Consider the following 25855-nt stretch of genomic DNA (forward strand, 5'->3'; position numbering starts at 1 on the left):
TTCTGTGGGCCATTTCTTACTCCTTTAACTCGTTGCAGGGAAATAGGTGTACTGGCTTCATTTTTTTGTGCGCGGATTTATTTTTGATAGTGTTTTTGGATTTCCTTCCAGATGTAGCCATATCTGAATTCAAGCCAGCGTATTAGTAATTTGTCCCGCTGTCGACGGAAGTTGCTTTTCTCTCTTGCCTTCAGCATTTCATTTATGTCAGTTTTCAAGTTTTCTAAATTGAATGCTGACCATATCATTGGAATCACCGTCTCAAGGTTCGTATGACAGACAGGTGCTACCTCATGATAGAGAATCCTCTTAATTTCGTCAGGATCGTAATCTTCCGTCTGACGCGCAATAGCTTCGTAATCAACTTCTGTATCAACAAAAGCGTCAGACAGCGCCCAATAGACGTAGGCGAGTTCCTTATTCGTCATCGAACGTTCCATGTCAAAAAAACTCCAGCTCTTCATCCAGACCTGTCAACAAATGAACCGGTGCCGACTTTATCAGACTTGCCTGGAACCATGCTTTGGGACAACGCCCTCAATTTAAACGGTTTAGATGCGTCCTGTTTAAAGTGTGGTTATCTGCACTACCTTAGCCCTACACCACCTTGCGCCACCCCCTACACCTAAGACAGAATCCGCCGGCTTGTGCGTCTAGCTCGCGGGTTCTATCGTCCCTACGTCACTGAAAACCAGTGATCGGGTTTGGTAGCCCGCTTCCGTCAGAAGCACAAGACTACTGTCTTGCGAGGGCGTTTCTCGTCTTCGTTTTATGGTGGTCATGCGCGGGGCGTCTTCGGATGCGCCGGGGTTCCTGACGACCGGTCTACCAACCTGCGTATGGCCTCCACCCTTCGTTTGGTAGCGAGAGTGATGGCTCCTTTTCGTTTATCCGTCAGGAGTTACACCATGTTCAAACCAACACCGAATCCACCCGAATCCAACCCCGCATCCCCCTACGAATCCCTCGATTCCCGCAAACTCCACGAAGCCGCCGAGCGCGCCCTCGATCACTACCTCACCCCGGCCAGCCAGATCATGGCCAGCGGTGACCAATCCAAACCAATGTTCCTTGCCAACCCGGCCTACGACACCGAATCCCTGCTCGCCAACGCCAGTGAATCCCTGGGTTCCGCCACGACCATGCTCAACGATTTCGCCGCGTTGCTGGATGTCTCGCACCGCAAGACGCTGCTGGGCATTGCGCAGGTGGTGATGTTGGGGGAGTTGGCGGTGAATCAGGCGTTGGATAACGTCGAGCTCAAGGCGTAGAGCGCTGCCCTCCGTGGCGAGCGGCGAGGTCGTGGTCGCGGAGGGCGTTCTGTCGATGCGCAAAACAACCGGCCAAAATGGCGTGTTTCAGCCTGTTTTCGCAGCAATAGCGATGTGCCACAAAAAATGATGGCAATGCGTCATCACGCGCTCAAAAAAGTTCAACGATTATACAAAAATATAAAGTTGTACAACTTTTCCCAAAATTTATAGCATCCGTTCCAACACCTTTGCTGAAACGATAAATCCAGTGTGAGTCCTGGATTTGTCCGCTGGTGCGTGGGCCGTCGGTACGGCTTTTCGCGTCAGGTTGTTGCAGCCGGGTCAGTGGAAACTGCCCGTATTTCGCCCAGGACGACGACCCCGAATATGAGCGGTAACTCCGGTTATCAGAGATCTACTTTTTGTGCCTGACGCTGAGTCGTGTCAGGGCGTTAGAGGCTGAACATGGCAGAAGCATCGAATTTCCTGGGCAACATCAAGGTTTCCCGAAAGTTGGGGGCCGGGTTTGGCGTTCTTTTGCTGGCGGTGGGGGCGGTGGCCTTCATTGGCTATAGCAGCAGCAATGTGCTGGTTGATCGTTTGGACACCACGCGTCTGATCGGCACGCTCAACGATGCGACGCAGGATATGCGGCTGTCGGAGAAGCAGTACGAAGCGGCGGCGGATGTCGCTTATGCCGAGGCTTATCAGTCGCAGCTGACGGTGTTGCAAGGGCTGATCGCCAAGGCGTTGCAGACCCTGACGCGGGCGGAAAACCAGCAGGCCTTGAAGCGTTTGCAGGACACCACGCTGGCTTACGATCAGCAGGTCAAGCGTTTGGTCGAGGCGGACAAGGCGACCAGCGATGCGCTGAAACCGTTGGGCGCGATGTCGGACAAGTACGCCGAGACCTTCAACAGCATGTTCGAGAGCACCACGGCCAGCGCATTGGCATCTGCCGACAGCGCGCGTGTGGCGGACTTGCGCACGGTGGCGGATCTGCGCAATGGCATGACGATGTTTCGGCTGATGTTGCGGCGTTATATCGCGGTGCCGAGCGAGGCCAACAAGAAGGTGCTGCTGGACACCACTGATGCGTTTCTGGCCGACATGAGCAAGGCGCGCAGCGGTTTGCCGGCGGCCCTGTCGAGTCAGCTTGAAGAGGCGCAGGCCGGCATGCGCCGTTATCGCGAGGTGCTGGTCGAGGTCGCCGCGCTGTTCGAGCAGAAGCAGAGCCTGCGTCAGCAGGTGGATCAGCAGAGCCAGGCGATGGACAGCATCATGACCGGCCTGATGGACACTCAGCAACGTCTGGCGCGGGACGATCAACAGCGTGCCTTTATCCAGATTGCAGTGCTGACGGTGCTGGCGCTGGTGGTTGGTCTGTTTGCTTCAGTGCTGATCTCGCGGCAGATCACCGGGCCGCTGGCGCTGACGGTGGAACTGGCGCGACGGATTGCCAAGGGCGATCTGACGGTGCAAGCCAAATCCAGCCGCAAGGATGAGTTGGGCGATCTGCAAAATGCGATGCAGGACATGGCGCAAAGCCTGAACACGCTGGTGCAGGGGATCGGTAACGGCGTGACGCATATTTCGACGTCGGCGGAGAAGCTATCGGCGATGAGCGAGCAGACCAGCGCCGGTGTGCGCCAGCAGAAAGTCGAGGTGGATCAGGTCGCCACGGCGATGCACGAAATGGCCTCGACGGTGCAGGAGGTGGCGCGCAACACCACGGACGCATCCGCCGCTGCGACCCTGGCCGATCAGCAGGCGCGTCACGGCAGTGCGGTGGTCAAGCAGGCGACCGTGCAGATCAGTGAATTGTCGGTGGCGATCGAAGAGTTGGGCGCAGCGATGAACGTGCTGTCCCAGGACAGTGAGCAGATCGGCAAGGTCATCGATGTGATCAAGGCAGTCGCCGAGCAGACCAATTTGCTGGCGCTGAACGCGGCGATTGAAGCGGCGCGGGCGGGGGAGCAGGGCCGTGGTTTCGCGGTGGTTGCCGATGAAGTGCGCTCGCTGGCGCAGCGCACGCAGGATTCGACCAAGGAAATTGAAGCGCTGATTGTCACTTTGCAACAGGGCACGCAAGCGGCATCTACACTGATGACCTCCAGCCGCGAGCGCACCCTGGACACCGTGGTGCTGGCGCAGAAGGCCGAGCAGGCGATCACCGAGATCAACCATTCGATCGGCACGATCCAGCAAATGAGCCTGCAGATTTCCGCCGCCGCGGAGCAGCAAAGTGCGGTGGCCGATGAGATCAATCGCAGCATCGTCAGTGTGCGCGATGTGGCCGATCAGTCGGCCGTCGCCAGCGAAGAAAGCGCTGCCGCGACCATTGAACTGGCGTCGCTGGGGCAGGACCTGCAACGCATGACGGCGCATTTCCGCACCTGATGGCATTTCGCAATGAACTTGGCCGGAATTGACCGGTCAGCCTGTATAAGCGGGGGCCGCCAAGCGGCGCCACCCGGTCCGTGCAGTGATTTTTTTCTGGGCCATGGATGGTTGCAACCCGCTCTCAGGGGGCGTCATGACCAATACACCAATTTTCCCCCAGCCCAGCGGGGGGTGCCAAGGATGCCGGCAAAAAGGCGAGGCCGATATGGCGTTCTCCTTCGCGTTCCAGCCGATTGTCGATGTGCGTGATCAATCGACCTTCGCCCACGAGGCGCTGGTCCGGGGCGTGCAGGGCGAAGGTGCACTGTCGGTTCTGCAGCAGGTCGATGACCAGAACCGCTATCGCTTCGATCAACTGTGCCGCGTGCGGGCAATCTCCACGGCCGCGCAGTTGGGGCTCACCGGGTTTCTTTCGATCAACTTCCTGCCGAACGCCGTTTATCGTCCGGACCTGTGCATTCGCAGCACGCTGGAGGCGGCGCGCGCGCATGCGTTTCCGCTTGAGCGGTTGATCTTCGAAGCGGTCGAAGGCGAGCACGTCGAAAGCAACAAGCACTTGATGAACATCTTGCGCGAGTACCGCGAGTTCGGGTTCAAGACCGCCATTGATGACTTCGGTGCGGGGTATTCCGGGTTGAATCTGCTGGCGGACTTTCAGCCGGATCTGATCAAACTGGACATGGCGCTGATTCGCGATATCCATCGCGACCGCGTACGCCAGGCGATTGTGCGTGGCGTGGTGGGCATGTGTGCCGAGTTGGGCGTCGAGGTGATTGCCGAGGGCATCGAGCACCCCGAGGAGCGGGATTTTCTCGCTGATTGCGGGATTTATCTGATGCAGGGATTCTGGTTCGCCAAACCGGCGTTTGAGGCGATGGCGCAGATTCCGGTGGAGGCGTGGCAGCCGATTTGACGGCGGCTGGTCTTTGAGCCTGAGCCATCACGTTGAGGTGACGGCTCAGGCGTGCAGATTCAGCCAAACTGGCTCGCCGACTCAACTGCCGATTTCGTCTGCCTTGAGCAGGTCAACTGGTAAGCAATCGCCAACCAAACGAACCAACCCGGCATGACCATCAAGGCGATCCGCGTGTCAGGTCGCAATGCCAGCAGACACAGCACAAAGCCTAGAAATGCCAGGGAAAACCAGGCCATCGGTACGCCGCCGGGCATCTTGTAAGCCGACTTCGCATGCAGGTCCGGGCGTTTTTTGCGATAGGCAATGTACGACGCGAGGATGGTCGACCAGGTGAAAATCACCAGAATCGCCGACACGGTGGAGACGATGGTGAAGGCGGTCATCACTTCCGGCACGATGAACAGCACTAGCACCCCAATCAGCATCAGCAGTGTGGTGAACGCCAGACTCAGCAGCGGCACGCTGTTACCTGACAGTCGCCGGAAGATGCCCGGAGCGTTTTGCTGGTTGGCCAGGCCGAACAGCATGCGGCTCGATGAAAACACGCCACTGTTGGCCGATGATGCCGCCGATGTCAGGACCACGAAGTTGACGATACCGGCGGCCGCGGGAAACCCAGCCACGAGAAACAGTTCGACAAAGGGGCTCTTGACCGGAGACACCTGCTGCCACGAGGTCACGGCAATAATGCAAGTCAGTGCCAGCACGTAGAACAGGATGATCCGCAGCGGAATCGAGTTGATGGCCTTGGGCAAGGTCTTCTCTGGAGATCGGGTTTCAGCGGCGGCGGTGCCGATCAACTCGGTGCCGGCGAAGGAGAAAATTGCCATCTGAAATCCGGCGAAGAAGCCGAACAAGCCGTTAGGGAAGGCCGCCTGTTTATCCACCAGGTGACTCAGGGATGCGGTGACGCCACTCGGGGACACGAAGGACGTGGCAATCAGCACGGTGCTGACGCCGATCAAGGTCACGACGGCAATGATTTTGATGATCGCAAACCAGAACTCCACCTCACCGAACAGCCTGACCGTCAGCACGTTCAGCGCAAACAACGTCGCCAGCATGCCGACGGCGGGTATCCACGCCGGTACCTCGGGGAACCAGTACTGGAAGAATCCGCCGACCACAACGGCATCGCCGATCACCGCCACGCTCCAGCTCAACCAATACGACCAGCCGAGAAAAAACGCCGCGCGCGGGCCGAGGTAGGCGCCGGCAAAATCGGCAAAGGTTTTGAAGTTCAGGTTGGACAGGAGCATTTCGCCCATGGCGCGCATGACGAAAAAAACGAACAGGCCGATGATCATGTAGATGAGGATGATCGACGTCCCGGAGAGGGCGATGATCTTCCCGGAGCCCATGAACAGTCCCGTACCGATGGCACCGCCCATGGCCATTAACTGGATGTGACGATTGCTGAGCGTGCGCTGCAGCGCGGGCTGTTCAAGCAGCCCGGAAGGATTCGATTTCATTGCAAAACCTCTTGATTTTATGTTTTTGAGTTTTGGCAGAAAGTAGGTGTCGAGCGTTCTTGTTAGAGAGGCAGCGGCTAATCACAGCGATGCCTGGAGAGTGAATGGCCCCCTCGCAAAATCGCGTGGGGGCGGTCCTTGCTGATTAACTGACAGTGCGCAGACGTGAGGCTGTTGCCGGTTGCGGCTCCAGCAACTGGAAGAGATTTTTGATGTTGGCCGGCGTCGGTACCAGGTGGATGCGCTGGCCGATTTGCTGTTGCTGAGCCAGGTCGTTGAGGTAGCGCAGTGACGAAAAATCTTCCAGAGCAAAGCCCACCGAATCAAAGACCGTCACCTGCGTATCGCTCTCGCGGCCGCGAACTTCGCCCTGCACAATCCGGAAAAACTCGACCACTGGAGAGTCGGCCTCCAATTGCTGAATGTCGCCTTCAATGCGTGTTTGCGGCTCGAATTCGACGATGACCCGGGCGTTGCGCAGGATGTCGGCGTGCAGTTCGGTTTTACCCGGGCAGTCGCCGCCGACCGCATTGATATGCATGCCGGGTTCGATCATTTCGGGCGTGAGAATCGTTGCGTAGGCTTTGTCGGCGGTGACCGTGGTGACGATATGCGCACCCTTGACCGCGTCCTTTGCCGAGTCGGCCAGAATCACTTCGATCTGCGGAAACGCCGCCAGGTTGTGCTTCAACTTGAGCGAAGCGTCGCGATCAATATCGAAGATGCGGATTTCGCTGATGCCCAACATTTCATGAAAGGCGAGCGCCTGAAACTCACTCTGCGCACCGTTGCCGATGATCGCCATCGAGGTCGCACCCGGGCGAGCCAGCGACTGCGCAACCAGTGCCGAGGTGGCAGCGGTGCGCACGGCGGTGGTCAATGTCAGTTCGCTGAGCAGGGTCGGATAGCCACTCTGCACATCGGCCAGCAGCCCGAAGGCCATGACCGTCAGTAAATTCTGCTGACCGTTGTCCGGATGGCCGTTGACGTATTTGAACGAGTACTGCTGGCCATCGTCGGTGGGCATCAGCTCGATCACGCCGTCTGCCGAGTGGTTGGCCGTGCGCGGCGATTTATCAAATTGTGCCCAGCGTGCGTAGTCCGCTTCGATGTAGCTCGCCATGTCGCGGATGGCCCGGCGGATGCCGACCTGGGTGAACAGGCGTGCAGCATCATCGACATCAATAAAAAGCGTCATGTTGTTGTTCTCCGATTCAGTCATTCAAAGGCCGCAGAGCGGGGATGGTTCAGCTGCGTTTACTCTCGAAACCATGCAGCACGTTCACCGCATTGATGCCGATTTCATCGACCATGTAGCCGCCCTCCATCACGAACAGGGTGGGGCTACCGACACTGGCGATCAGCGTTCCGATGCCGATGAAGTCCTCGCTTTCCAGCAGGAAGTGGCTGATGGGGTCGTCCTTGAACGTGTCGACACCGAGGGAAATCACCAGCACCTCAGGTGAGAACTGCTGGAGTTTTTTGCAGGCGTGGAGCAGGGCGTTGCGGTAGCTCTCCCACGTGGTGTTTTTCGGCAGCGGGTAGTTGAGGTTGTAACCCTCGCCGACACCCGCGCCGACTTCGTGGCTGTAACCTGAAAAGTACGGGTAGGACACCGCAGGTTCACCGTGCAGCGAGACGAACATGACGTCGCTGCGCTGGTAGAAAATGTTCTGGGTGCCGTTGCCGTGGTGGAAGTCGACGTCGAGCACCGCGACACGCTTGGCGCCTTGGGTGATGGCCTGTTGCGCGGCAATCGCGGCGTTATTGAGGTAGCAATAACCGCCCATGTATTCGCGCGCAGCGTGATGGCCGGGCGGGCGGCACAGGGCAAAGGCGCTGTCGTGGCCTTCATCGATCAGTGCGAGTCCGGTGAGGGCGATATCCGCGCTGGTTTTCACCGCTTGCCAGGTCGTGGCGGTGATGGGCGAACCGGCATCCATGGCATAGAAGCCGAGCTTGCCGTCGATGAACGTTGGCACTTGCTCGTTGCCCAGATCGCGTACCGGCCAGACCAGGGGCAAGGCATCGTGCGTGCGTCCGGTTGCGCACCATTCGGTCCAGGCACTTTCCAGAAAACTGACGTAGCGCTCACTGTGGGCGTTGACGTAGCACGAGCGGTCAAACGCACGCGGTTCGACGATTTGCCCCAGGCCGACCTGTTTGACGCGGTTGTGCACGGTATCGGCCCGACTCGGTTGCTCGAATGACGGCTTGAGCACGCCGTCCTTCAATTCGGTGCCATGGTGCAAACGGTGGGAATCACTGAAAACTGTAAACATTCTGCGCATCCGTTAATGTGAGCCAGTGCAAATATTCTGTTCCGGCTGACCTGCGCTTTCTTTGCTTTGTTTTCTTGATTCAGTAAATTAATCGGGCGTTCTTACTCAGGATTGGCGTCATGCAGAAAAAATTATCCAAACGCATCAGTCTCGACGAGACCGACCTGGCGATTCTTGAGTTGTTGCAGGAGGACGCCAGTATTTCCAACGCTGAACTCAGTGAGCGGCTGTCGTTGAGCCTTACGCCTTGCTGGCGGCGGCGCAAAAGAATGGAGGAGGCCGGGGTGATCAAGGGCTATCAGGCCAACCTTGATCGGCGAATGCTCGGGCTGGACATCATGGCGTTCGTGCACATCCGTTTTTCCACCCACGCCGATCACGCGCCGGACGCCTTCGAGTCGGTGATTGCGCAACTGCCCCAGGTGCTGTCCTGTCACAAGATCACCGGCGATGCCGATTATGTGTTGCAGGTGCTGGCCGAGGATCTGGATAGCTACAGCGATTTCATCGAGCAGGTGCTCAGGCGCCAAGTCGGGATTGCGTCCATCCAGTCCAGCCTGGCGTTGCGTGAGGTCAAGACCAGTAGCCGTATTGCGATACCCAGACCGGGAAGGGAATGAGCGCGCCGGGGGCGTTTTTCCAATGGGGTGACAGAATCTTTTGCGGCGTTGTCGGCAGACCAGCCGATTGCCGCAGCCCTGGATTCTGAACCCGCGCTGTCGATCAGCAAAATTTCATCTTGCCGGGCGCGACTTAGGCCTACGATGCTTGCACAAGATCATCCCAAGGGGAGCCGTATGATGCGCACCAATGTCGTCAAAGTGCTGTTGATCGCTGCAGCTGTCTCGGTATTGAGTGCCTGTTCGGGCTCCGGTGGGCTGACCACCACCAGTTGTTTCTCCTCGGATTGCCAATCGCCGGAGGGTCGCACAAATGCAACGACCCTCAAATTCGGCGGTAACAGTATTGGTAGCAGCTTGAACCAGTACAGCTCCGGGATGTTGCACAACGATTGATAGAAATAGAACCTGAACCTGTGGCGAGGGGATTTATCCCCGATGGGTTGCGAAGCAACCCCCGCTTTTAAAACAGCGGACTGCTGCGCAGCCCAGCGGGAGCAAGCTCCCTCGCCACAAATGTTTGTGCCTGGAAGATTACTGCGGCAGCGCCAGCCACTCACCAATGACCTTCTGATAACTGCCAGTGACTTTGCTCAGATGCAGCCACTGATCAACGTACAGTTTCCAGCTGATGTCATCGCGCGGCAGCAGATAGGCTTTCTCCCCATACTGCATGTACTGGTGCGGATTCACCGCGCACAACCCCGGTTTGAGTTTCTGCTGATACAGCGCTTCCGAGGCGTCGGTGATCATCACGTCGGCCTTGTTATCGAGCAGTTGCTGGAAGATCGTCACGTTGTCGTGCAGGGCCAGTTGCGCCTTGGGCAGGAAGGCGTGGACGAAGGCTTCGTTGGTGCCGCCTGCCGGTTCAACCAGCCGTACGTTGGGCTGGTTGATCTGCTCGACGGTCTGGTACTTGGACTGATCGGCGCAGCGCACCAGCGGGATCTTGCCGTCGCTGTCGAGGGTGTTGCTGAAGTAGGCTTTCTTCTGCCGCTCCAGCGTCACCGAAATGCCACCCATGCCGATGTCGCACTTGCCGGCCTGCATGTCCGGCATCAGGGTTTTCCAGGTGGTTTGCACCCACTCGACTTTCACGCCGAGGCTGTCGGCCAGCGAGCGCGCCATGGCGATGTCGATACCCTCGAAGTCGCCGTCGCTGCGTTTGAAGGTGTAGGGCTTGTAGTCGCCAGTGGTGCAGACGCGCAACTGGCCTTGTTGCTGGATGGTGTCGAGGTGCGACGGTTGCTCGGCGGCCTGAGCGCTTAAATTCAGCGCGAGCAATGAACCGAGCAAGAGCAGTTTTTTATTGATGGGCATGTCTGTCGGGCTTCAAAGGGATCGGAGCGAGAAGTTAACCACGTTCTAGGCGCTGATCCCTATGGTCAGTTCGCTGTCAGAGGCCGAGCCCTTCCTGCACCACCTGCAACAGATTGTTCTCGGTCAGCGCAATCGCATCCAGTTCTTGCCCGGTTTCCACCGTTTGCAGCCACCAATGGCTTTCGTGATGTTCATCGACGGTGCGCAACAGATAGGTGTTGCGCTCGGGCAGGGTGATCTGCACGCGGCCGGCGCCGTCTTCGGTAAACCGGGCGATGGGATCAAATGTCAGGGTTTGTTGATTGGCTTCGATCACCAGTTGGTCGATCGCGTAATCGTGACTTTCGCCATCCGGTGAGCTTTCGCAAACGTGGGTTGGATTGCGGCGGATTTTCAGGCCCACTTCAGTGACTGGCTGCAGCCAGGCCTCGATGCGGTGGTACAGATCGTAGACCTGCGCCGGCCAGCAATCGATCTCCAGCGCGGCATCCGCATGGGTGTGCCGGGTTTGCTTGAGTTTGGCGGCGAGTTCGTCTGCTTTACTCATTTCGGATCCCTTGGTTTGATGTCTGCCTGTTAATCGTAGACCGTTCAACGGGGTGTGGCGTTGCCTTGCGTCATGCGCTTGCAACACAAGCATGGCGAAATCAGCGCTGGCCAAGTCTGGTCAGCATCAAAAACCACGGACGCAGGCGTCCCAAGGAGCGGGTACATGAAAAAGCTGTTTACAATTCTGGCGCTGATCGCGCTGACGGCCGGTAGCATCGGCCTGAGTTCGGCGCGTCAGTCGAACGCCAGCAAGGTACAAACGGAAGCGGTAGCGGGGCAGTTCGATTACTACCTGCTGACGCTGTCCTGGTCGCCAACGTTCTGCCTCACCCACAAAGATGACGTGCAATGCTCCGGCAAGGGCTACGGCTTCGTGCTGCACGGCTTGTGGCCGCAATACGCCAACGGCGGCTGGCCGGAATCCTGCCCACCGCTGACCACGTTGTCGGCCGCGGAAACCACCAAGGGCCTGACACTGTTCCCGACCAAGAAACTGCTTGACCACGAATGGTCCAAGCACGGCACCTGCAGCGGCCTGGGCGCGATGGGTTATCTGGACGAAGCGGACAAAGCAGTTGGCGCGGTGAAAATCCCGCAGGAGCTGCAACCGTTCAGCAGCTCGTATTACTTCGAAGCCCAGGAAATCGCCGACCTGTTCCGCAAGGCCAACCCGGGGATCCCGGCCAATGGCATCGCGGTGATCTGCAGCGGCCCGGAGCTTTCGGAAGTGCGGGTGTGCATGGGCAAGGATCTGCAGTTCGGCGCGTGCGGCAAGGGCGTGAAGACGCAGTGCCGGGCGGGGGATATTCGGGTGCCGCCGTCGCGTTGATGTGAGTGGTTGCACGAATGAAAAAGGCGCCTCGATCGGGCGCCTTTTTTTGCCTGGAGGTTTGAAGCAACCGGAAAATTCACGCATGCTTGCGCCCCCAAAAAGGATGACCCGCAACACTGCAAGGAGCTGTTCATGAGCGGAAAACCCGCCGCCCGCGTCACCGATCCAACCGCCTGCCCACTCCCGGGACATGGCACCAATCCGATTGCCAGTGGCTCGCCGAATGTGAATTTCGACGGATTGGCGGCTGCCCGAATGACCGATAAATCAGCGTGCGGCAGCCCGATTACTGGCGGCGTTTCCTCGACGGTGTTTATCAATGGCTTAAACGCCGCGACCCTGGACAGCACCGGTGGGCACGGCAATGTGGTCATTGGCGGGTCGGGCACGGTCATCATTGGTGACACGGTAACAGCGGCACCTTTCAGTGGATTGCTGCCGATGCCGGTGCATTTCACGGACAAATTGAAACTGGTCAATGACGTGACCGGTGAGCCCATGACCAATCATCCCTACGTGATCCAGCGCGCAGACGGGCGTCTGGAGCACGGGGTGTCTGACGCTAACGGGTTCACCCACGAAGTCAGCTCGCACCTGCCTGAAACCATCAAGCTGTTTTTGGAGGAGTGAGGCATGGCCGCTGAAACAGTAACGTGCGCGAAAGGCAACAATTACAAGCTGCACAAGGAACATGCGCTGACGGACAAGAAGGATGTCAGTGACAAGCCTGTGCCGGTGGAGAGTACCAAGGCGATTGTTGTTTTCGTCGGAGGCGCTGGGGATAAGGAACGTTATTATTTTTCGGGGCCTTATGGAAACATCCAAGAGGCACGGAAGGACTTTGATGAGCGCACGACAAGCTTGGCAAAGGAGGGTAAATATAAGTCTGAGTGGCTGGGCTATAACGAAGTCAGAGGAAAACAGGATATTCAGCGACATGTCTTGAGTCTGATCCCCTACAAGAGCTGTCCTGTCTATATCGTGGGTCATAGCCTCGGTGGGTGGAACGGTGCGCATCTGACAAAGATCATGTCGGAATGGGGTTACCGGATTCAGATGCTGATTACCCTTGATCCCGTGGGTGAAGGGGCCCTGGTCTGGTTGGGGTCGGATATTTATCGCGAACGCCCCGATCCAATTGCTGCCGACTGGATCAACATCAAAGCGATGCCAACTAAAAGAGATTCGTCAGATGGGGTCGCTGATTTTGGTGAAAAGTGGCTTATCTCCTGTGGCCCTTCATTGAACGTCAATATAGACACTAATCATGCAAATGCATTGGGGTTGTTTACTGCCCGTATCGCGGGGAGCAAATCGGCAGCCGATATGCTTTTTGACTCAATCATGAAGGATTTTCCATGATGTACAGGGTGCTCATTTGTTGCTTGCTCGCTATTTGCTCAGGTTGTGCGAAAGACCACACAAAGCCTCCCGCAAACCTGAACTTCGAATCTGTGGAAAGAGAAAAGTCGCTGCTATACATCATCCGGTATCAGTCGGACGTTGATGTGTTGGATCTTTTTGATCGCGGGGAGCGAGTTGGGATGATTTCGGGCATGCTTCATTGCGCATTGGCGGATGATCATGATTTCTCAGTAGGCAAAGCCATACAGTTCTCCGCATCCGGTTTGATACGATCGGAAAAAAATGAAAACAACAAGGGAAAGTTTTCCTACCTTACTCGCGCATTCCTCAGTGAAACTTCCAGCAACCGAAGTTCTGAGAGAAATCTTTCAGTAACAGAACTGAATCAACTCCTCGCGAACAAACAACAAATCCCCTGCAAAGTCGTCGTCACCGCGTACGGCTATAAACCCTACTACTCAAACACCATGAACCTGCCAGTCGCGGATCTGCTGCGCGAAATCAACAAACCCCGATAGGCGTAATCGGTGCCCCACGCGATCGCCCTGCGCAGATACGCGAGGGCGATCACCCGCAAAACCACCACTGAAAATAAATCGACGTGCGGAGGTCATCCAAATCCCTTGCGCGCCGATACAGCGGGGCAGGCGTGTGTTGGCGGGGCGGGTTTGCTGTGCGCACCCCGCTGGGCTACGCTCATGAAAAGTAAGGGTTTCGGGCTGCGGCCCCTGTCGTACCTGCCCAGGACACGTTTTTGCCAATCCCCATTCACGACCCCCATCAGACTCCCGGCACGCTTAAACGCCTGCCACTGCGCAAGGCGGCAGCGCTGTTCATCGTTGCGGTGTGTCTGTGCCTGTCTGGCTTGCTCTATCTGCAACTGGAGCAGACACGGCGTCAGGACCTGGCGAACGCGCAGATCGCTTCCACCAACCTGACCCGAGCCATGGCGCAGCAGGCGGAAGACACGTTTCTGGCCGCCGACCTTGTGCTCACCAGTCTTGCCGATTGGGTTGAGGACGATGGTTATGGCGCCGCGCAGCGACCACGTCTGCAAAAAACCTTCGCGCGTCGGGTGCAGCAACTGGAGCAGTTGCACGGCATGTTCCTGTTCGATCGCGAGGGCCAGTGGGTGATCACCTCGTTCCCGGACCTGCCCCGTGGCAATGGCGTCGCCGACCGCGAGTACTTCAGGTTTCACCAGCAGAACGCTTCTACCGTGGCGCACATCGGCCCGGCGATTCGCAGCCGCGAGAATGGCGAGTGGATCATCCCGATCTCGAAACGCATCAACGACCGCGCCGGCAATTTCCAGGGCGTGCTGATGGCCGGGATCAAGATGGCGTACTTCGACCGGTTCTTCAAAAGCTTCAGCCTCGATGACAACGGCATCATGTTTCTCGGACTCAAGGACGGCACGTTGCTGGCGCGGCGACCGTTCGACGAAGGCCTGATCGGTTCGTCGCTGGCGCAAGGCAGGATCTACCAGAAGCTGCTGCCCGAAGCCCCGGCCGGCACTGCGATGATCAAGTCGGTGGTCGACGGCGTGGTGCGCTTGTACGGCTACCGCCAGTTGGCGGCTTACCCGCTGGTGGTAGCGTCCGCCTCTTCGCGCGACACGATTCTCAAGGGTTGGTATGAGCGGGCCTTTCAGTCCAGCGTGATTGTGGCGCTGGTGATTCTTGGCGTCGGCCTGTTCGGCTGGGTGTTCATTCATCAGGTGCGTGACGGCGAGCGAATCGAGAGAAACCTGCGCAAGGCACAGCGCACACTGGAGCAGATCGCGACCCACGACAGCCTGACGGGGCTGGCGAATCGGCGCCTGTTCGAGCGTTCGCTGGAGATTGAGTTTGCCCGCGGTGCCCGACAGTCGAGTCCGGTCGGCCTGATCATGCTCGATATCGATTTCTTCAAGCGCTACAACGATGCCTACGGGCACGTGGCAGGGGATCACTGCCTGACTCAGGTGGCGCAGGTGTTGAAGAATTGCTGCCAGCGCAAGGCTGATCTGGCGGTGCGTTACGGTGGCGAGGAGTTTGCGGTGTTGCTGCCGGACACCGACATAAATGGCGTACTGGCGATCGCCGGGCAGATTCGCCGCAGTGTGATGGATAAACGCATTACTCACAGCGGTTCGCCCACCGGATACCTGACGGTCAGTCTGGGTTGCTACTCATTTATTCCGAGCGGCAATGACAGCCTCGAAGTGTTTATCCAGCGTGCTGATGCGGCGCTGTATCAGGCAAAAAATGCCGGGCGCAATCGCGCGGCGGTGTTGTCGCTGGAGGAGGGGGTTGCCGAGTTGATGCGGTCGGATCGCTAAAGCCTCCGCGCTTGATCTGTGGCGCGGAATCAGATTCCAGCGCCACAGATTCATGCCTTCATGCCGGATCACCAGCGGTCACGCTTATTCGTTCAGCTGCCTGTGCCACCACCGGCACCGCCGGTTCCGCCGCCGGCCGAACCGGTGCCGCCCCCCGCTCCCGATCCAGAACCCATGGTGCCACTGTTGGTGCCGGTACCCTTGCCGGCGCCATCGGTACTGTCACCGTTTTTCGGAGCGCCGGGGGTGCTGTTGGGTGGCATGTTGGTGCCGCTTGTAGCACCGGATTTGGTGCCGGAGGCATCCGCCCCGTCATTGGCGGCAAAGGCGCCGACCGAGGCGGTGGTCAGCAGCCCGGCGAGCAACAGGGAAGTCAGTTTGCGCGTTTTCATGGTACGTCTCCCAAAAAGGTTCGGTTACCTGACTTTGGTCTGACGGCCGCAGCTGTTGGTGCCGATTGGCTGACGGGCGGTTGTCGAGCCTCAGCCTCGATCCTCAGCCAGTTTCTGCTCCAGCACCTGCCGCACCTGCGGCCACTCGTCATCGATGATGCTGAAACGCACCGAGTTACGCTTGCGGCCGTCGGGCATGATCCGCTCGTGGCGCACGATGCCTTCCTGTTGCGCACCGAGGCGCAGAATCGCGTTGCGCGACTTCTGGTTGTTCTCGTCGGTGGTGAACTGCACTCGCACGCAGTCGAGCACCTCGAAAGCGTGACGCAACATCAGGTATTTAGCTTCAGTGTTGACGAAGGATTTCTGCCAGCGTGCCGAGATCCAGCTGCTGCCGATTTCCAGCTTGCGATTGAGCGGGTCGATCTTCCAGAACCGGGTCGAGCCGATCACTTCGCCGCTATCCTTCAACACGATCACAAACGGCATGACCGTGCCGGCATCACGGCCGTCGAGGGCTTTTTTCAGATAGCTGTCGATGGTGCTCGCCGACGGCACCACAGTGACGGTGAGGTTCCACAGTTCGCCGTCGGCGGCAGCGCGGAGCAGGGCGTCGGTGTCGCTGTACTGAAGTGGACGCAGGAGGATGCGCGGGCCTTGCAGCGTGGTGAGCATGGAGGCGAGTCTCGGCAGTTCGGGGCAGTGACGAGCGCCTATTACGCCGCAGCCGGTTGATCCGATGCAACCACCGCCGTTAGCACAGGGTCACAAATTTCACACCTTGTTCGCCGGAGCCTGGACGATGAAAAACCTGCGGATCGCCACATTCAACGTCAACGGCCTGCGCGCACGCTTGCCGAACCTGCTGCAGTGGCTCAAGCGCGAGCAACCGGACATCGCTTGTCTGCAGGAACTCAAGTCGGCCGACAGTGCATTCCCCGCCGCCGAACTGGAAGCCGCCGGCTATGGCGCAATCTGGCACGGGCAGGCGTCGTGGAACGGCGTGGCGATTCTCGCTCGCGATGCGCAGCCGCTGGAGAGTCGCCGCGGTCTGCCGGGCGATCCCGAGGACAAGCACAGCCGTTATCTGGAGGCGGCGGTGCACGGTGTGTTGGTCGGCTGCCTGTACCTGCCCAATGGCAATCCGCAGCCCGGGCCGAAGTTCGACTACAAACTGGCCTGGTTCGAACGCTTGATCCGCTACGCCAAGGATTTGCAAAGCAGTGATCATCCGGTGGTGCTGGCTGGCGATTACAACGTGGTGCCCACTGACATGGACATCTACAACACCCGTTCCTGGCTCAAGGATGCGCTGCTGCAACCCGAAAGCCGCGAGTGTTATCAACGACTGCTCGATCAGGGCTGGACTGATTCGCTGCGCCATCTGTATCCCGACGATCGCCTCTACACCTTCTGGGATTATTTTCGCCAGCATTGGCAAACCAACTCCGGTCTGCGCATCGATCATCTGCTGCTCAACCCGGCACTCAGCCCGTATCTGCACGAGGCCGGCGTCGACGCCTGGGTGCGCAACGAACCGCACGCCAGCGACCATGCGCCGACCTGGATTCGCATCGGTTCGCGCAAGCGTCGGTAGCGCTGATTGGCGAAATCAATTGTCGGAGTCCGGGGGCGATCCCGTATACATGTCGGCCAGCGGCGCAACGATCCGCGGCCACATGCAAAAGGACTGAGCAATGAGCGAGCCACGTCTGGCGAATCCGACGTTGTACCTGCAACACCTGGGGTTCGACATCCCACCGCCCCCCACACTGACAACCCTGCGGCAGTTGCAGTTGCGCCACACCGGCGTCTTTCCCTTCGAGAACCTGTCGACGATCACTGGCGCGCCGGTGCTGATCGATCTGGCCTCGGTCGAACAAAAGGTTCTCCACGGTGGCCGGGGTGGTTACTGCTACGAACTGAACAATCTGTTTCTGGCGTTATTGCTGGAGCTGGGCTTCGACGCCCGTGGCATCTCCGGGCGTGTGGTGCTGGCGCAACCCGAAGGCACGTGGACGGCGCGTACCCACCGCTTGAGCCTGGTAATCATCGATGGCGAGCGCTACATCACCGACGTCGGCTTTGGCGGTATGGTGCCGACCGCGCCGCTGCTGCTCGATACCGAGGCTGAACAGGCGACGCCGCACGAGTCCTATCGCATCGAGAAACAGGCCGATGGTTACATGCTGCGCGCCAATGTCGCCGGCGAATGGCGCGCGATGTACCTGTTTGATCTGCAACGCCAGGAAGACATCGATTACACGCTCGGCAACTGGTACGTCTCGACCCATCCCGAGTCACCGTTTGCTCAGCGGTTGATGGTTGCGCGCACCGGCGATGGTTGGCGGCGGACCCTGAACAACGGCAGCTTCGCGATTCATCACATGGGCGCCGACAGCGAGCGGCGCGAGGTGGCGGATGTCGATGAACTGCTTGAAGTGCTGGAGCAGGAATTCGGCCTGCGCGTGCCTGACCAGCCGCATGTGCGCCAGTCGCTGGCGCGGATGCTTGTACCGGCCTGATCTCAGGGCTTGGCCTCCGGTTCCAGTACCCGGCGGATTTCCCCGACCGCCGCCGACAGCTTTTTTTCCAGACTCTTGAGGTCGGCGGCGGTGATGCCTTTCTTGAATTGCCCGGAGTGGTGCGGCTCGACGTCCTGCGTTTTGCTGCCAGCCTCCAGCAGGGTATGGCGCAGAGTGTTGTTGATCACCGTCTGATAACCGAAGCCTTCGTTTTCCGCCACGCTGCGGGCGGCTTCGATGACGGCGTCATCGAGCATGATGGTGATGCGGGTCTTGCCCTTGGTGGGCGCCAAGGCTCCCCGTTTGCCCTGCGAGAAGTCGTATTCGTCTTTCATCGTTCAAGCCTCCTGAAAATAAGCGCAACGCTCGCTCGGTGTGGCGACACGTGCAGAAATGATTCGTACGACGTTGGCTTCGCGATAACTGTACGCAACCACCAGCAAACGTCCTTTGCCATCGAGACCGAGGGTGATCCAGCGCTGTTCGTCATGGTCGTTGTCCTCGATCGTCAGCGCGCGTTCGTCGTGAAAGACCGGCTCGGTCTCGGCAAGGCTGACGCCCCTGTGCTTGAGTTTGTTGGCTGCGTTCTTGCTTTTGTCGTACTGAGTTTCGAATGACTTCATTATGCATACTTTATATGTATAAAAAAGAGCGCCGGTGCACCGCTGGTCGCCATGAACACTTCAGCCTAGTGCGATAAAAACCGGGGGCAGGAGGGGATGTGTTGCCGGATTTGTGGGAGATGGAGGTGGCGAGATAGAAGCTTGGGTGGCTACCTATCCATTATGTGACTGGCAAGTTGTATACAACTCTATGGACATTTGTCCCGAGTATTGAATACAGTGTGCGCATAACAAAAACCAGGGAACCCCCCACATGAAAACGCCCCATGTTTCACACCAACGGCCCGAGGACGAAAATCTCGGGGTCGGCGCGAATATGGCTTACGGCCTGCAACATGTTCTGACCATGTACGGCGGTATCGTTGCGGTGCCGCTGATCATCGGCCAGGCGGCCGGGCTGTCGCCGGCGGACATTGGTTTGTTGATTGCTGCTTCATTGTTTGCGGGGGGGCTGGCGACACTGCTGCAAACCCTGGGTCTACCGTTTTTTGGCTGTCAGTTGCCGCTGGTGCAGGGCGTGTCGTTCTCCGGTGTGGCGACCATGGTCGCGATCGTCAGCAGTGGCGGGGAGGGCGGCTTCCAGTCTGTGCTGGGCGCGGTGATTGCTGCGTCGTTGATCGGCTTGCTGATCACCCCGGTGTTCTCGCGAATCACCAAGTTTTTCCCACCGCTGGTAACCGGCATCGTGATCACCACCATCGGCCTGACGCTGATGCCGGTGGCTGCGCGCTGGGCCATGGGGGGCAACAGCCACGCGCCGGACTTCGGCAGCATGCAGAACATCGGTCTGGCGGCGGTGACGCTGGTGCTGGTGTTGCTGCTGAGCAAAGTCGGCAGCTCGACCATCTCGCGTCTGTCGATCCTGTTGGCCATGGTGATCGGCACGGTGCTGGCGGTATTTCTCGGCATGGCGGATTTCTCCGGTGTCACCCAAGGGCCGATGTTCGGCTTCCCGACGCCGTTCCACTTTGGCATGCCGACTTTCCACTTCGCCGCGATCCTGTCGATGTGCATCGTGGTCATGGTGACCCTGGTGGAAACCTCGGCGGACATTCTGGCGGTCGGTGAGATCATCGGCACCAAGGTCGACTCCAAGCGCCTGGGCAACGGTCTGCGCGCGGACATGCTGTCGAGCATGTTTGCGCCGATCTTCGGTTCGTTCACCCAGAGCGCCTTCGCGCAGAACGTCGGGCTGGTGGCGGTGACCGGGATCAAGAGCCGTTATGTGGTGGCTACCGGGGGCATCTTCCTGGTGATTCTCGGGCTGCTACCGTTCATGGGCCGGGTGATCGCGGCGGTGCCGACTTCGGTGCTGGGCGGCGCCGGTATCGTGCTGTTCGGGACGGTGGCGGCGAGCGGGATTCGCACGTTGTCGAAGGTCGATTACCGCAACAACGTCAACCTGATCATCGTCGCCACCTCGATTGGCTTCGGCATGATCCCGATTGCCGCGCCGAACTTCTACGATCATTTCCCGAGCTGGTTCGCGACCATTTTCCATTCGGGCATCAGCTCCTCGGCGATCATGGCGATCGTGCTGAACCTGACCTTCAACCACTTTACCGCCGGCAACTCTGACCAACAGTCGGTGTTTGCCGCAGCGGAAGAGCGCACCCTGCGTTATCGCGACCTGGCGGCGCTGCGTGAAGGCGATTACTTCAGCGACGGCAAGCTGCACGATTGCGATGGCAAGGAAGTGCCGGTGATCGAGCCTGATGAACACGATCATGGGCATGGCGCGCCGAAGGTGCAGGCGAAGAGTGGCGAGCATGTCTGAGCGCTGACGGCATGAAAAAGGCCGATCTGTTGTGAGACAGATCGGCCTTTTCGTTTGGTTGATGATGAATATGCTCACCCCGATGGGCGATGTTGGGTGATCGATGATGAGCACGACGTTATTTGGCTTTCCATTCTGGTGGCCAAGGGCAGTCGAATTGGCAGATGAGGCTCGATAACAGATGGGTGTCGAGGCGGTTGCGACCTGCGCGACCGTTCATCGGAAACCCACTCCGACCTGATAGTTCTGACAGTAGCCAAAGTCTTCTATTACTCCCTTAATAACTTCGTCGTCCAACCAATCGATGGAGTTCTACCATGTCATCTACATCGCTAAAACCCCGCGTCGAAGACTTCAAGTCTTATCCAGTGGGTGGAAAAATCTCAGAGTCTGTTGAATTGCTCGAGGGGAAACACACTGAAGCGAGGGTTTTTATCACCATGGGATTGTCTGACAATAATTGTACAGTGACCCCTGAGCCGAGTTTGAAGGCCGAACTGTATGGCCAAGGGAGAGAGGACTACTTTGGGTACGGCTTGACACTGAAAGAGGGGAGTGCCACGAGTGCAAAACTCATCGGCCACGTGTCTTTCCCATCCAGAATGATTATCTATAGGGATTTACTATTGGAAGGGAAGCAATTGGAAGGAGAATCTCTAAAACTATTCGAAGGCGAAGGTGATTTCAAATTTAATGAAAGTATCACCCCAAAAAACGGCAAAGACTTTGATGAAGTAAGATTGCAGATGACGACTACGATTGAAGGTGTGAAGACCTACAGTTTCACGTTGCGTACAATCTCCTTCACACTCAAAGACAATCACCCTTCATAAAGCATCACCGACGTGAAAACCGGTAATCCACGCTCTAGTGCCTCCTCTTGACGGGGAGGCGCTGCTCAAGCTGGCGCCTTATTTCTACGCATGGCGCTCATCACTGACGCATTTCTCCCGCCGCCAGCAACTGCTCATGCATTCTCCACGGGTTCGAAAAGACAAGTAGCTGGCCTGTCGAGTGATTCGCTGCTTTCAATGGTGGCGACGCAGCATTGAGGCTATGGGATCGTGCGACCGTTCATCGCAAATACCTCCCTACCTGTAATTTCTGACAGTAGCCAGAGCCGTCATCTTCAGCGCTGAATAACTCCATGCCCTTTGTCTCCCGACAGTTCGCTTGGAGTTCCGTCCATGCTCGTTCAGCCCAAGAAGAGAATCTCTGCCCCCCATTCATTGCTGGACCCGATAGTGCTCGGACGCCTCCTGCCTTCCGGTCAGTGGGGGATCAATCGGGCGGCGGTGTTCACTTTTCCCGACCTCGGCCTGCTGGTCGTCATCCCCGTCTGGGCCACCAAGGCTGTCGGCGATACCGTCAAGCTGCTGCTCAATGACCGTGAGGTCGACGGGCGTCCCATCATTGACCAGACCGAGCTCAAACAACCGACCCTCTTGTGGGTGGCTCCCCGTCATCTGCAGACAGGTCCTTACCAACTCACCTACGAAATCAAACAGCCCAATCAAAAAGAAGAGCGTCCGGACAAGCCCCTCAACCTCTTCGTCAAACTGGAACTCCCCGGTGGCCAGGACATCGACCCGGACCCTGGTCACTCCAACCTGTACATGTACATTCCCCCGGAAATCGTCAACGGCGGGGTGGACAAAGACGTTGCCGAAGCGGGGGTGCCGATTGTCATCAGGTCCGCGGCCGGCGGCTTGCCTTACCCTGACATCGCGGAGGGCGACGTCATTCATCTCAGTTGGGGTGGCTTTTTTGAGTATTCCACACCGGTGACCCTGGAGCAGATCAACGATCCAGCGGCAAACCCGATATTAATCACGGTCTCCAAAGCCACTATTAAAGAGGCTGGTGACACCGACCTCTTCGGTCTGGCGGTCACCTTCAAGGTGCGCGACATCGTCGGCAATGAATCGGAAGACTGGTGCAAGGAAACCCGCATCGTCGTCACCACCGGCATCGACCTGCTGGCCGCACCGATTGTTCAGGAGGCCGTCAACAACAAGCTCGACGCCGATAAACAGGGCGATAACGACATCACGGTGCATGTCACGGCCGACCGACCAGACTTCGAGATGAATGACATCATTCACTTGACCATGTTCGGCACCACCACGGAGGGCGAAAAAGTCGAAGTCACCGCCCTGCCCCAGACCGTCGACAATATCCCGCATAACTACGAGTTCAAGCTGTCCATTGCGGCCGTGCGTAAACTGGTCAATACCCAGGTCAGTTTCTTCTATCGGCTGGAACGCAGCGGCAGCAGTGACCCGTTAGGCTCAAAAAGGCAGTTTGTACAAGTCACCGGCGCAGCCCACCGCCTGGCCGCACCGATCATCGAAGAAGCCGAGGGAGAATTCATCGATCCCACGAAGACCCCCATCAAAGTCCGCATTCCGTTCGATCCGGCCATCGAGTACGGCATGGGCATCGAGCTGTTCCTGTTGGGTAAAAGTCCGGACGGCAGCACCTTCCTGCCTGAGTTGGAGTGGCACATTCCGGAGGAGGATGAAGTCGAGAATCCCGAAGGTTTTGTCATCACCGTCGATGACTACAACCTCAAGCTCCTTGACGGCGGAACCCTGAAGGGGTGGTACGACCTGCTGATAGCCGAAGGCGACGAGATCCTCAGACGGGAGTCGCTGCACACGAAATTGTTCAATGTGGGTGAGCCGAAATTCGAGCTGGACGCCCCCATTGTCCTCGGGGTGGCGAACGGCTTCCTCGACCCGGCCACACTGCCCGGCGGTAGCAGTAAACTGACCATCCCCAGGCCTGTGGTGAAGCCATGGGTAGCCAACGACGAGGCCACCTGGAAGTGGGTGGGCGACATCTCCGGCGAGGAACCCGGGTCCCGCACATTCAATGCCGTCACCGCCCAACAAGACTGGGTCATCAACCTGGACGCCGCCTTCGTCGCTGAACACATCGAACCCAACCGCGGCAGCAAGATCACCGTCCGCTACCAGCTCTGGCGCCATGCCACAGATGAGACCAGCCTTTCGAATCCATTGGTGTTCACCGTGGGCGTCGCGCTGGAACTGCTCGCCCCCTCGATCAAGGAGAACAACGGCGACAGCGCACTCAACCCGCTGCTGGTCAGGGACACCTTGACCATCGTGGTGCCGGACAACAGCGCGTTGTTGCCAACTGATGAAATCATCGCCACCTGGACTGGCGCACAGGGTACGCCCGCAGGCGGTTCGCACACCTCTGTTCCTCGGCCGCTGGGCAGCAACCGGGAGTTTGCGATTCCGAATAGTGTGGTCGCGTTCAACCTGAACAAAGATGTGAAGGTGTCCTACGTCGTCATCCGCGACGGCAAACCGCTGCCGTCCCTCGTCTTTGATTTGACTGTGTTGAGCATGCCGCAGAATGAACTGCTCAAACCGATCATCAAGGACGCGGACAACAACGGCGAAGGCCCGGAGTTCAACGTAGGGAATCTGACCACCAATGCCACCTATCGCATGGGCGTCTGGCCGTTGATTGCCACAGGCCAATATGTCTGGCTGCGCCTGAAAGGGACGAACGCTGATGGCAGCGACTACAACCTGCAGATCCATACGGCACCGGGTTCATACGTCACTGATCAATGGATCGCGCAAGGTTACTACGAGCGAAGCATCGCCCTTGAAGGCTTGAAAAACCTCAAGGATGGCAGCCCGTTGACCATGGAGTTCAAAGCCGCGTTCGGCAAGAGCACGGATGAGAGCGAGGCGGTGGTCTTCCCAGTGCGCGCTTACACGATCAAAGCGGTTGAGGATGTGCGGCCAGAAATTACCGGTGCGGAAGACTCCAAAGGGAATGAGATTCTCCCGGGCGGTACGACCTTTGACACCTCGATCAAGCTTGAAGGGAAAGGGGCTAAAGGTCAGAAAGTCCTGATCAAGGATGGCAATATCGAGATAGGAATTGCCGACATCGATCCACACAGTGGTGACTGGGAGTTCCCGGTGACGGGGCTGAGCGCCGACACCCATAGTTTCACCGCTACTGCGCGGTATGGTAATGAGGAGGTATCGCTTCCGCGGATCGTGGTCGTGGTGGCTGCCGACACACCGGCCATCACATCAGTAAAAGACGAGAGCAACTGGAACATCCCCGAAAACGATTACACCGTGCATACCAGCATCACGCTCACTGGCTCCGCGCCGGCCGGCCAGGAGGTTGAAGTTTTCCTCGGTGCGGTCTCCAAAGGCAAGGCCAAGGCAAACAGCAACTCCATCTGGACCCATACCGTGAGCGGGTTATCGCTGGACGTGTTGCATACCTTCAAGGCCATTGGTCAATACGCAAATAACCCGCCGTCGAATACCTGGCGCCTGACCGTGTTGAATAGGGTCGTGCCGGCCATCACCGCCGCGCAGGATTCCAAAGGGCAGCCAATCCACGATGAAGGCGCCACTGTTGACCGCACTGTTCGGCTGACGGGGATGGCGACTAAGTATCTTGAGGTGGAGATTTTCGACGGCGCCACCTCCACTGGTAAAAAGGCCAGGGCCGATGACAAAGGTTCATGGAAGGTTGAGCTGACTGGGCTGTCGATCGTGCGCCATGATTACAAGGCCAAAGCGTTGTATGGCAACGGGGCGGAGTCGAGGGTGTGGACAGTGTTCGTGATACCGTCTTCCTTTTTCCTTGTCGAAGATTTTCAGTCATATTTAAAAGGGGTTGAAATCAAAGACCCAAAGGACTTCCTAGAGGGGGCGCACACCAAAGTAACGGTTATTACAAACACCACCACTCGCTCGAAAATAGCAGTCTATAACCTTGGCGGCCTGGAATGCATGTTATGGAGCACTAGTCTCGAGGATAAAATCGAGTACTCCGTCGCACTGAAGCAGGGCAGTGCCAAGAGTGCGACAGTCTACGGTGACTTTGACTTCCGACCATCAGTCCACATCGAACTTCAGTTCCTGCGAAACAATGAAGTGGTGTCCTCGATGCTATTCCTGCAAGGTGACGGCCAAGATAAATATGCGAGAGAAGTTGTCCCAGCCAGCGGTCAAGCGTTCGATGCATTAAGATTCGTGATGACGCAGAAGAAAACAATAAACGGAATATCGCTTCTCAGAATAAGGATGATCGGTTTCAACGCCTAAAAACTCTGTTGCCTTAAACGCACAGAAAAGAGAGTGGCAGGGGAGGATTCATTAATCCACTCCCCTGACAGTTATTCCTTTGATAC

At 57.9% G+C, this 25855-nt stretch carries 25 protein-coding genes; 15 read left to right on the forward strand and 10 right to left on the reverse strand.

The genetic code is table 11. The features are described 5' to 3' along the window. Positions 1-77: 77 nt before the first annotated feature. Positions 78-440: a hypothetical protein gene (locus tag KCG87_RS23395; protein ID WP_246881825.1), complete on the reverse strand. Its 363-nt coding sequence runs from the start codon at positions 438-440 to the stop codon at positions 78-80. A gap of 468 nt (positions 441-908) precedes the next feature. On the opposite strand from KCG87_RS23395, the gene KCG87_RS23400 reads away from it, so the two are divergent. The 3 genes from KCG87_RS23400 (at position 909) to KCG87_RS23410 (ending at position 4569) form a co-directional block, all read left to right on the forward strand. Continuing rightward, complete coding sequence (locus tag KCG87_RS23400) at positions 909-1271, forward strand: DUF6124 family protein (RefSeq protein WP_103520375.1); 363 nt, start codon at positions 909-911, stop codon at positions 1269-1271. Between the two features lie 447 nt (positions 1272-1718). Continuing rightward, the gene (locus KCG87_RS23405; protein ID WP_210559005.1) at positions 1719-3653 is read left to right on the forward strand and encodes a methyl-accepting chemotaxis protein; all 1935 of its coding nucleotides are present in this window, start codon (positions 1719-1721) and stop codon (positions 3651-3653) included. Between the two features lie 208 nt (positions 3654-3861). Beyond that, a complete protein-coding gene (locus KCG87_RS23410; protein ID WP_245223393.1) occupies positions 3862-4569 on the forward strand; it encodes an EAL domain-containing protein in 708 nt (235 codons plus the stop codon). 59 nt (positions 4570-4628) lie between these two features. Here the strand turns inward: KCG87_RS23410 and KCG87_RS23415 are convergent, their stop codons facing one another. The 3 genes from KCG87_RS23415 to KCG87_RS23425 all read right to left on the reverse strand — a co-directional run bounded on the left by KCG87_RS23415 (position 4629) and on the right by KCG87_RS23425 (position 8326). Further along, on the reverse strand, positions 4629-6044 hold the full coding sequence (locus KCG87_RS23415) for an amino acid permease (RefSeq protein ID WP_210559004.1): 1416 nt from the start codon (positions 6042-6044) through the stop codon (positions 4629-4631). Between the two features lie 145 nt (positions 6045-6189). Then, positions 6190-7242 carry an ornithine cyclodeaminase gene (locus KCG87_RS23420; RefSeq protein WP_210559003.1) on the reverse strand — a complete coding sequence of 351 codons (1053 nt, stop codon included), beginning with the start codon at positions 7240-7242 and terminating at the stop codon, positions 6190-6192. 49 nt (positions 7243-7291) lie between these two features. Next, complete coding sequence (locus KCG87_RS23425) at positions 7292-8326, reverse strand: histone deacetylase family protein (protein WP_098964679.1); 1035 nt, start codon at positions 8324-8326, stop codon at positions 7292-7294. Between the two features lie 119 nt (positions 8327-8445). Here KCG87_RS23425 and KCG87_RS23430 point away from each other — a divergent pair, with 119 nt between their 5' ends. Both KCG87_RS23430 and KCG87_RS23435 read left to right on the forward strand, forming a co-directional pair. Beyond that, the gene (locus KCG87_RS23430; RefSeq protein ID WP_027611502.1) at positions 8446-8946 is read left to right on the forward strand and encodes an Lrp/AsnC family transcriptional regulator; all 501 of its coding nucleotides are present in this window, start codon (positions 8446-8448) and stop codon (positions 8944-8946) included. 180 nt (positions 8947-9126) lie between these two features. Then, on the forward strand, positions 9127-9342 hold the full coding sequence (locus KCG87_RS23435; protein WP_098968434.1) for a hypothetical protein: 216 nt from the start codon (positions 9127-9129) through the stop codon (positions 9340-9342). A gap of 138 nt (positions 9343-9480) precedes the next feature. Here KCG87_RS23435 and KCG87_RS23440 read toward each other — a convergent pair whose 3' ends face one another. Further along, complete coding sequence (locus tag KCG87_RS23440) at positions 9481-10266, reverse strand: transporter substrate-binding domain-containing protein (protein ID WP_098964678.1); 786 nt, start codon at positions 10264-10266, stop codon at positions 9481-9483. Between the two features lie 76 nt (positions 10267-10342). Next, positions 10343-10813: a hypothetical protein gene (locus KCG87_RS23445; RefSeq protein ID WP_098964677.1), complete on the reverse strand. Its 471-nt coding sequence runs from the start codon at positions 10811-10813 to the stop codon at positions 10343-10345. A 165-nt stretch (positions 10814-10978) separates the two neighbouring features. Here KCG87_RS23445 and KCG87_RS23450 point away from each other — a divergent pair, with 165 nt between their 5' ends. The 5 genes from KCG87_RS23450 (at position 10979) to KCG87_RS23470 (ending at position 15335) form a co-directional block, all read left to right on the forward strand. Then, the gene (locus tag KCG87_RS23450; protein WP_027611510.1) at positions 10979-11644 is read left to right on the forward strand and encodes a ribonuclease T2; all 666 of its coding nucleotides are present in this window, start codon (positions 10979-10981) and stop codon (positions 11642-11644) included. 135 nt (positions 11645-11779) lie between these two features. Next, positions 11780-12277, forward strand: coding sequence for a PAAR domain-containing protein (locus KCG87_RS23455; protein ID WP_098964676.1), 498 nt, complete (start codon positions 11780-11782; stop codon positions 12275-12277). A gap of 3 nt (positions 12278-12280) precedes the next feature. Next, on the forward strand, positions 12281-13009 hold the full coding sequence (locus KCG87_RS23460) for an alpha/beta hydrolase (RefSeq protein ID WP_098964675.1): 729 nt from the start codon (positions 12281-12283) through the stop codon (positions 13007-13009). Next, the gene (locus KCG87_RS23465) at positions 13006-13530 is read left to right on the forward strand and encodes a hypothetical protein (RefSeq protein WP_097088632.1); all 525 of its coding nucleotides are present in this window, start codon (positions 13006-13008) and stop codon (positions 13528-13530) included. The genes KCG87_RS23460 and KCG87_RS23465 overlap by 4 nt, the downstream gene beginning before the upstream one ends. A gap of 236 nt (positions 13531-13766) precedes the next feature. Continuing rightward, entirely contained in the window at positions 13767-15335 is a 1569-nt protein-coding gene (locus tag KCG87_RS23470; RefSeq protein WP_210559002.1) for a sensor domain-containing diguanylate cyclase, read from the forward strand. Positions 15336-15427: 92 nt separating this feature from the next. Here KCG87_RS23470 and KCG87_RS23475 read toward each other — a convergent pair whose 3' ends face one another. Further along, a complete protein-coding gene (locus tag KCG87_RS23475; RefSeq protein ID WP_098964672.1) occupies positions 15428-15727 on the reverse strand; it encodes a hypothetical protein in 300 nt (99 codons plus the stop codon). Positions 15728-15817: 90 nt separating this feature from the next. Then, positions 15818-16402 (reverse strand): GNAT family protein, encoded by a 585-nt coding sequence (locus KCG87_RS23480; protein WP_134786882.1) that lies wholly within the window; start codon positions 16400-16402, stop codon positions 15818-15820. Between the two features lie 127 nt (positions 16403-16529). On the opposite strand from KCG87_RS23480, the gene KCG87_RS23485 reads away from it, so the two are divergent. Beyond that, positions 16530-17324, forward strand: a complete 795-nt coding sequence (locus KCG87_RS23485) for an exodeoxyribonuclease III (RefSeq protein ID WP_134786881.1) — start codon at positions 16530-16532, stop codon at positions 17322-17324. 100 nt (positions 17325-17424) lie between these two features. Then, complete coding sequence (locus tag KCG87_RS23490) at positions 17425-18252, forward strand: arylamine N-acetyltransferase (protein WP_098964667.1); 828 nt, start codon at positions 17425-17427, stop codon at positions 18250-18252. Between the two features lie 2 nt (positions 18253-18254). On the opposite strand, the gene KCG87_RS23495 is transcribed toward KCG87_RS23490, so the two are convergent. Further along, positions 18255-18587 (reverse strand): BrnA antitoxin family protein, encoded by a 333-nt coding sequence (locus KCG87_RS23495; RefSeq protein ID WP_115989355.1) that lies wholly within the window; start codon positions 18585-18587, stop codon positions 18255-18257. Positions 18588-18590: 3 nt separating this feature from the next. Next, positions 18591-18875, reverse strand: a complete 285-nt coding sequence (locus KCG87_RS23500; RefSeq protein ID WP_210559001.1) for a BrnT family toxin — start codon at positions 18873-18875, stop codon at positions 18591-18593. Positions 18876-19128: 253 nt separating this feature from the next. Between KCG87_RS23500 and KCG87_RS23505 the strand changes: the two genes are divergently transcribed. The 3 genes from KCG87_RS23505 to KCG87_RS23515 all read left to right on the forward strand — a co-directional run bounded on the left by KCG87_RS23505 (position 19129) and on the right by KCG87_RS23515 (position 25769). Then, the gene (locus KCG87_RS23505) at positions 19129-20652 is read left to right on the forward strand and encodes a nucleobase:cation symporter-2 family protein (RefSeq protein ID WP_134786880.1); all 1524 of its coding nucleotides are present in this window, start codon (positions 19129-19131) and stop codon (positions 20650-20652) included. Positions 20653-20969: 317 nt separating this feature from the next. After that, positions 20970-21485, forward strand: a complete 516-nt coding sequence (locus KCG87_RS23510) for a hypothetical protein (RefSeq protein WP_098964661.1) — start codon at positions 20970-20972, stop codon at positions 21483-21485. 354 nt (positions 21486-21839) lie between these two features. Beyond that, complete coding sequence (locus KCG87_RS23515) at positions 21840-25769, forward strand: hypothetical protein (RefSeq protein ID WP_210559000.1); 3930 nt, start codon at positions 21840-21842, stop codon at positions 25767-25769. Positions 25770-25855: the final 86 nt, after the last annotated feature.

Source organism: Pseudomonas sp. MWU347 (assembly GCF_017947305.1).
GTDB classification, from domain to species: domain Bacteria; phylum Pseudomonadota; class Gammaproteobacteria; order Pseudomonadales; family Pseudomonadaceae; genus Aquipseudomonas; species Aquipseudomonas putida_A.

Coding starts and splice junctions, on each gene's coding strand:
- KCG87_RS23395 (WP_246881825.1), bottom strand. CDS start 440: ATGGAACGTTCGATGACGAATAAGGAACTCGCCTACGTCTATTGGGCG.
- KCG87_RS23400 (WP_103520375.1), top strand. CDS start 909: ATGTTCAAACCAACACCGAATCCACCCGAATCCAACCCCGCATCCCCC.
- KCG87_RS23405 (WP_210559005.1), top strand. CDS start 1,719: ATGGCAGAAGCATCGAATTTCCTGGGCAACATCAAGGTTTCCCGAAAG.
- KCG87_RS23410 (WP_245223393.1), top strand. CDS start 3,862: ATGGCGTTCTCCTTCGCGTTCCAGCCGATTGTCGATGTGCGTGATCAA.
- KCG87_RS23415 (WP_210559004.1), bottom strand. CDS start 6,044: ATGAAATCGAATCCTTCCGGGCTGCTTGAACAGCCCGCGCTGCAGCGC.
- KCG87_RS23420 (WP_210559003.1), bottom strand. CDS start 7,242: ATGACGCTTTTTATTGATGTCGATGATGCTGCACGCCTGTTCACCCAG.
- KCG87_RS23425 (WP_098964679.1), bottom strand. CDS start 8,326: ATGTTTACAGTTTTCAGTGATTCCCACCGTTTGCACCATGGCACCGAA.
- KCG87_RS23430 (WP_027611502.1), top strand. CDS start 8,446: ATGCAGAAAAAATTATCCAAACGCATCAGTCTCGACGAGACCGACCTG.
- KCG87_RS23435 (WP_098968434.1), top strand. CDS start 9,127: ATGCGCACCAATGTCGTCAAAGTGCTGTTGATCGCTGCAGCTGTCTCG.
- KCG87_RS23440 (WP_098964678.1), bottom strand. CDS start 10,266: ATGCCCATCAATAAAAAACTGCTCTTGCTCGGTTCATTGCTCGCGCTG.
- KCG87_RS23445 (WP_098964677.1), bottom strand. CDS start 10,813: ATGAGTAAAGCAGACGAACTCGCCGCCAAACTCAAGCAAACCCGGCAC.
- KCG87_RS23450 (WP_027611510.1), top strand. CDS start 10,979: ATGAAAAAGCTGTTTACAATTCTGGCGCTGATCGCGCTGACGGCCGGT.
- KCG87_RS23455 (WP_098964676.1), top strand. CDS start 11,780: ATGAGCGGAAAACCCGCCGCCCGCGTCACCGATCCAACCGCCTGCCCA.
- KCG87_RS23460 (WP_098964675.1), top strand. CDS start 12,281: ATGGCCGCTGAAACAGTAACGTGCGCGAAAGGCAACAATTACAAGCTG.
- KCG87_RS23465 (WP_097088632.1), top strand. CDS start 13,006: ATGATGTACAGGGTGCTCATTTGTTGCTTGCTCGCTATTTGCTCAGGT.
- KCG87_RS23475 (WP_098964672.1), bottom strand. CDS start 15,727: ATGAAAACGCGCAAACTGACTTCCCTGTTGCTCGCCGGGCTGCTGACC.
- KCG87_RS23480 (WP_134786882.1), bottom strand. CDS start 16,402: ATGCTCACCACGCTGCAAGGCCCGCGCATCCTCCTGCGTCCACTTCAG.
- KCG87_RS23485 (WP_134786881.1), top strand. CDS start 16,530: ATGAAAAACCTGCGGATCGCCACATTCAACGTCAACGGCCTGCGCGCA.
- KCG87_RS23490 (WP_098964667.1), top strand. CDS start 17,425: ATGAGCGAGCCACGTCTGGCGAATCCGACGTTGTACCTGCAACACCTG.
- KCG87_RS23495 (WP_115989355.1), bottom strand. CDS start 18,587: ATGAAAGACGAATACGACTTCTCGCAGGGCAAACGGGGAGCCTTGGCG.
- KCG87_RS23500 (WP_210559001.1), bottom strand. CDS start 18,875: ATGAAGTCATTCGAAACTCAGTACGACAAAAGCAAGAACGCAGCCAAC.
- KCG87_RS23505 (WP_134786880.1), top strand. CDS start 19,129: ATGAAAACGCCCCATGTTTCACACCAACGGCCCGAGGACGAAAATCTC.
- KCG87_RS23510 (WP_098964661.1), top strand. CDS start 20,970: ATGTCATCTACATCGCTAAAACCCCGCGTCGAAGACTTCAAGTCTTAT.
- KCG87_RS23515 (WP_210559000.1), top strand. CDS start 21,840: ATGCTCGTTCAGCCCAAGAAGAGAATCTCTGCCCCCCATTCATTGCTG.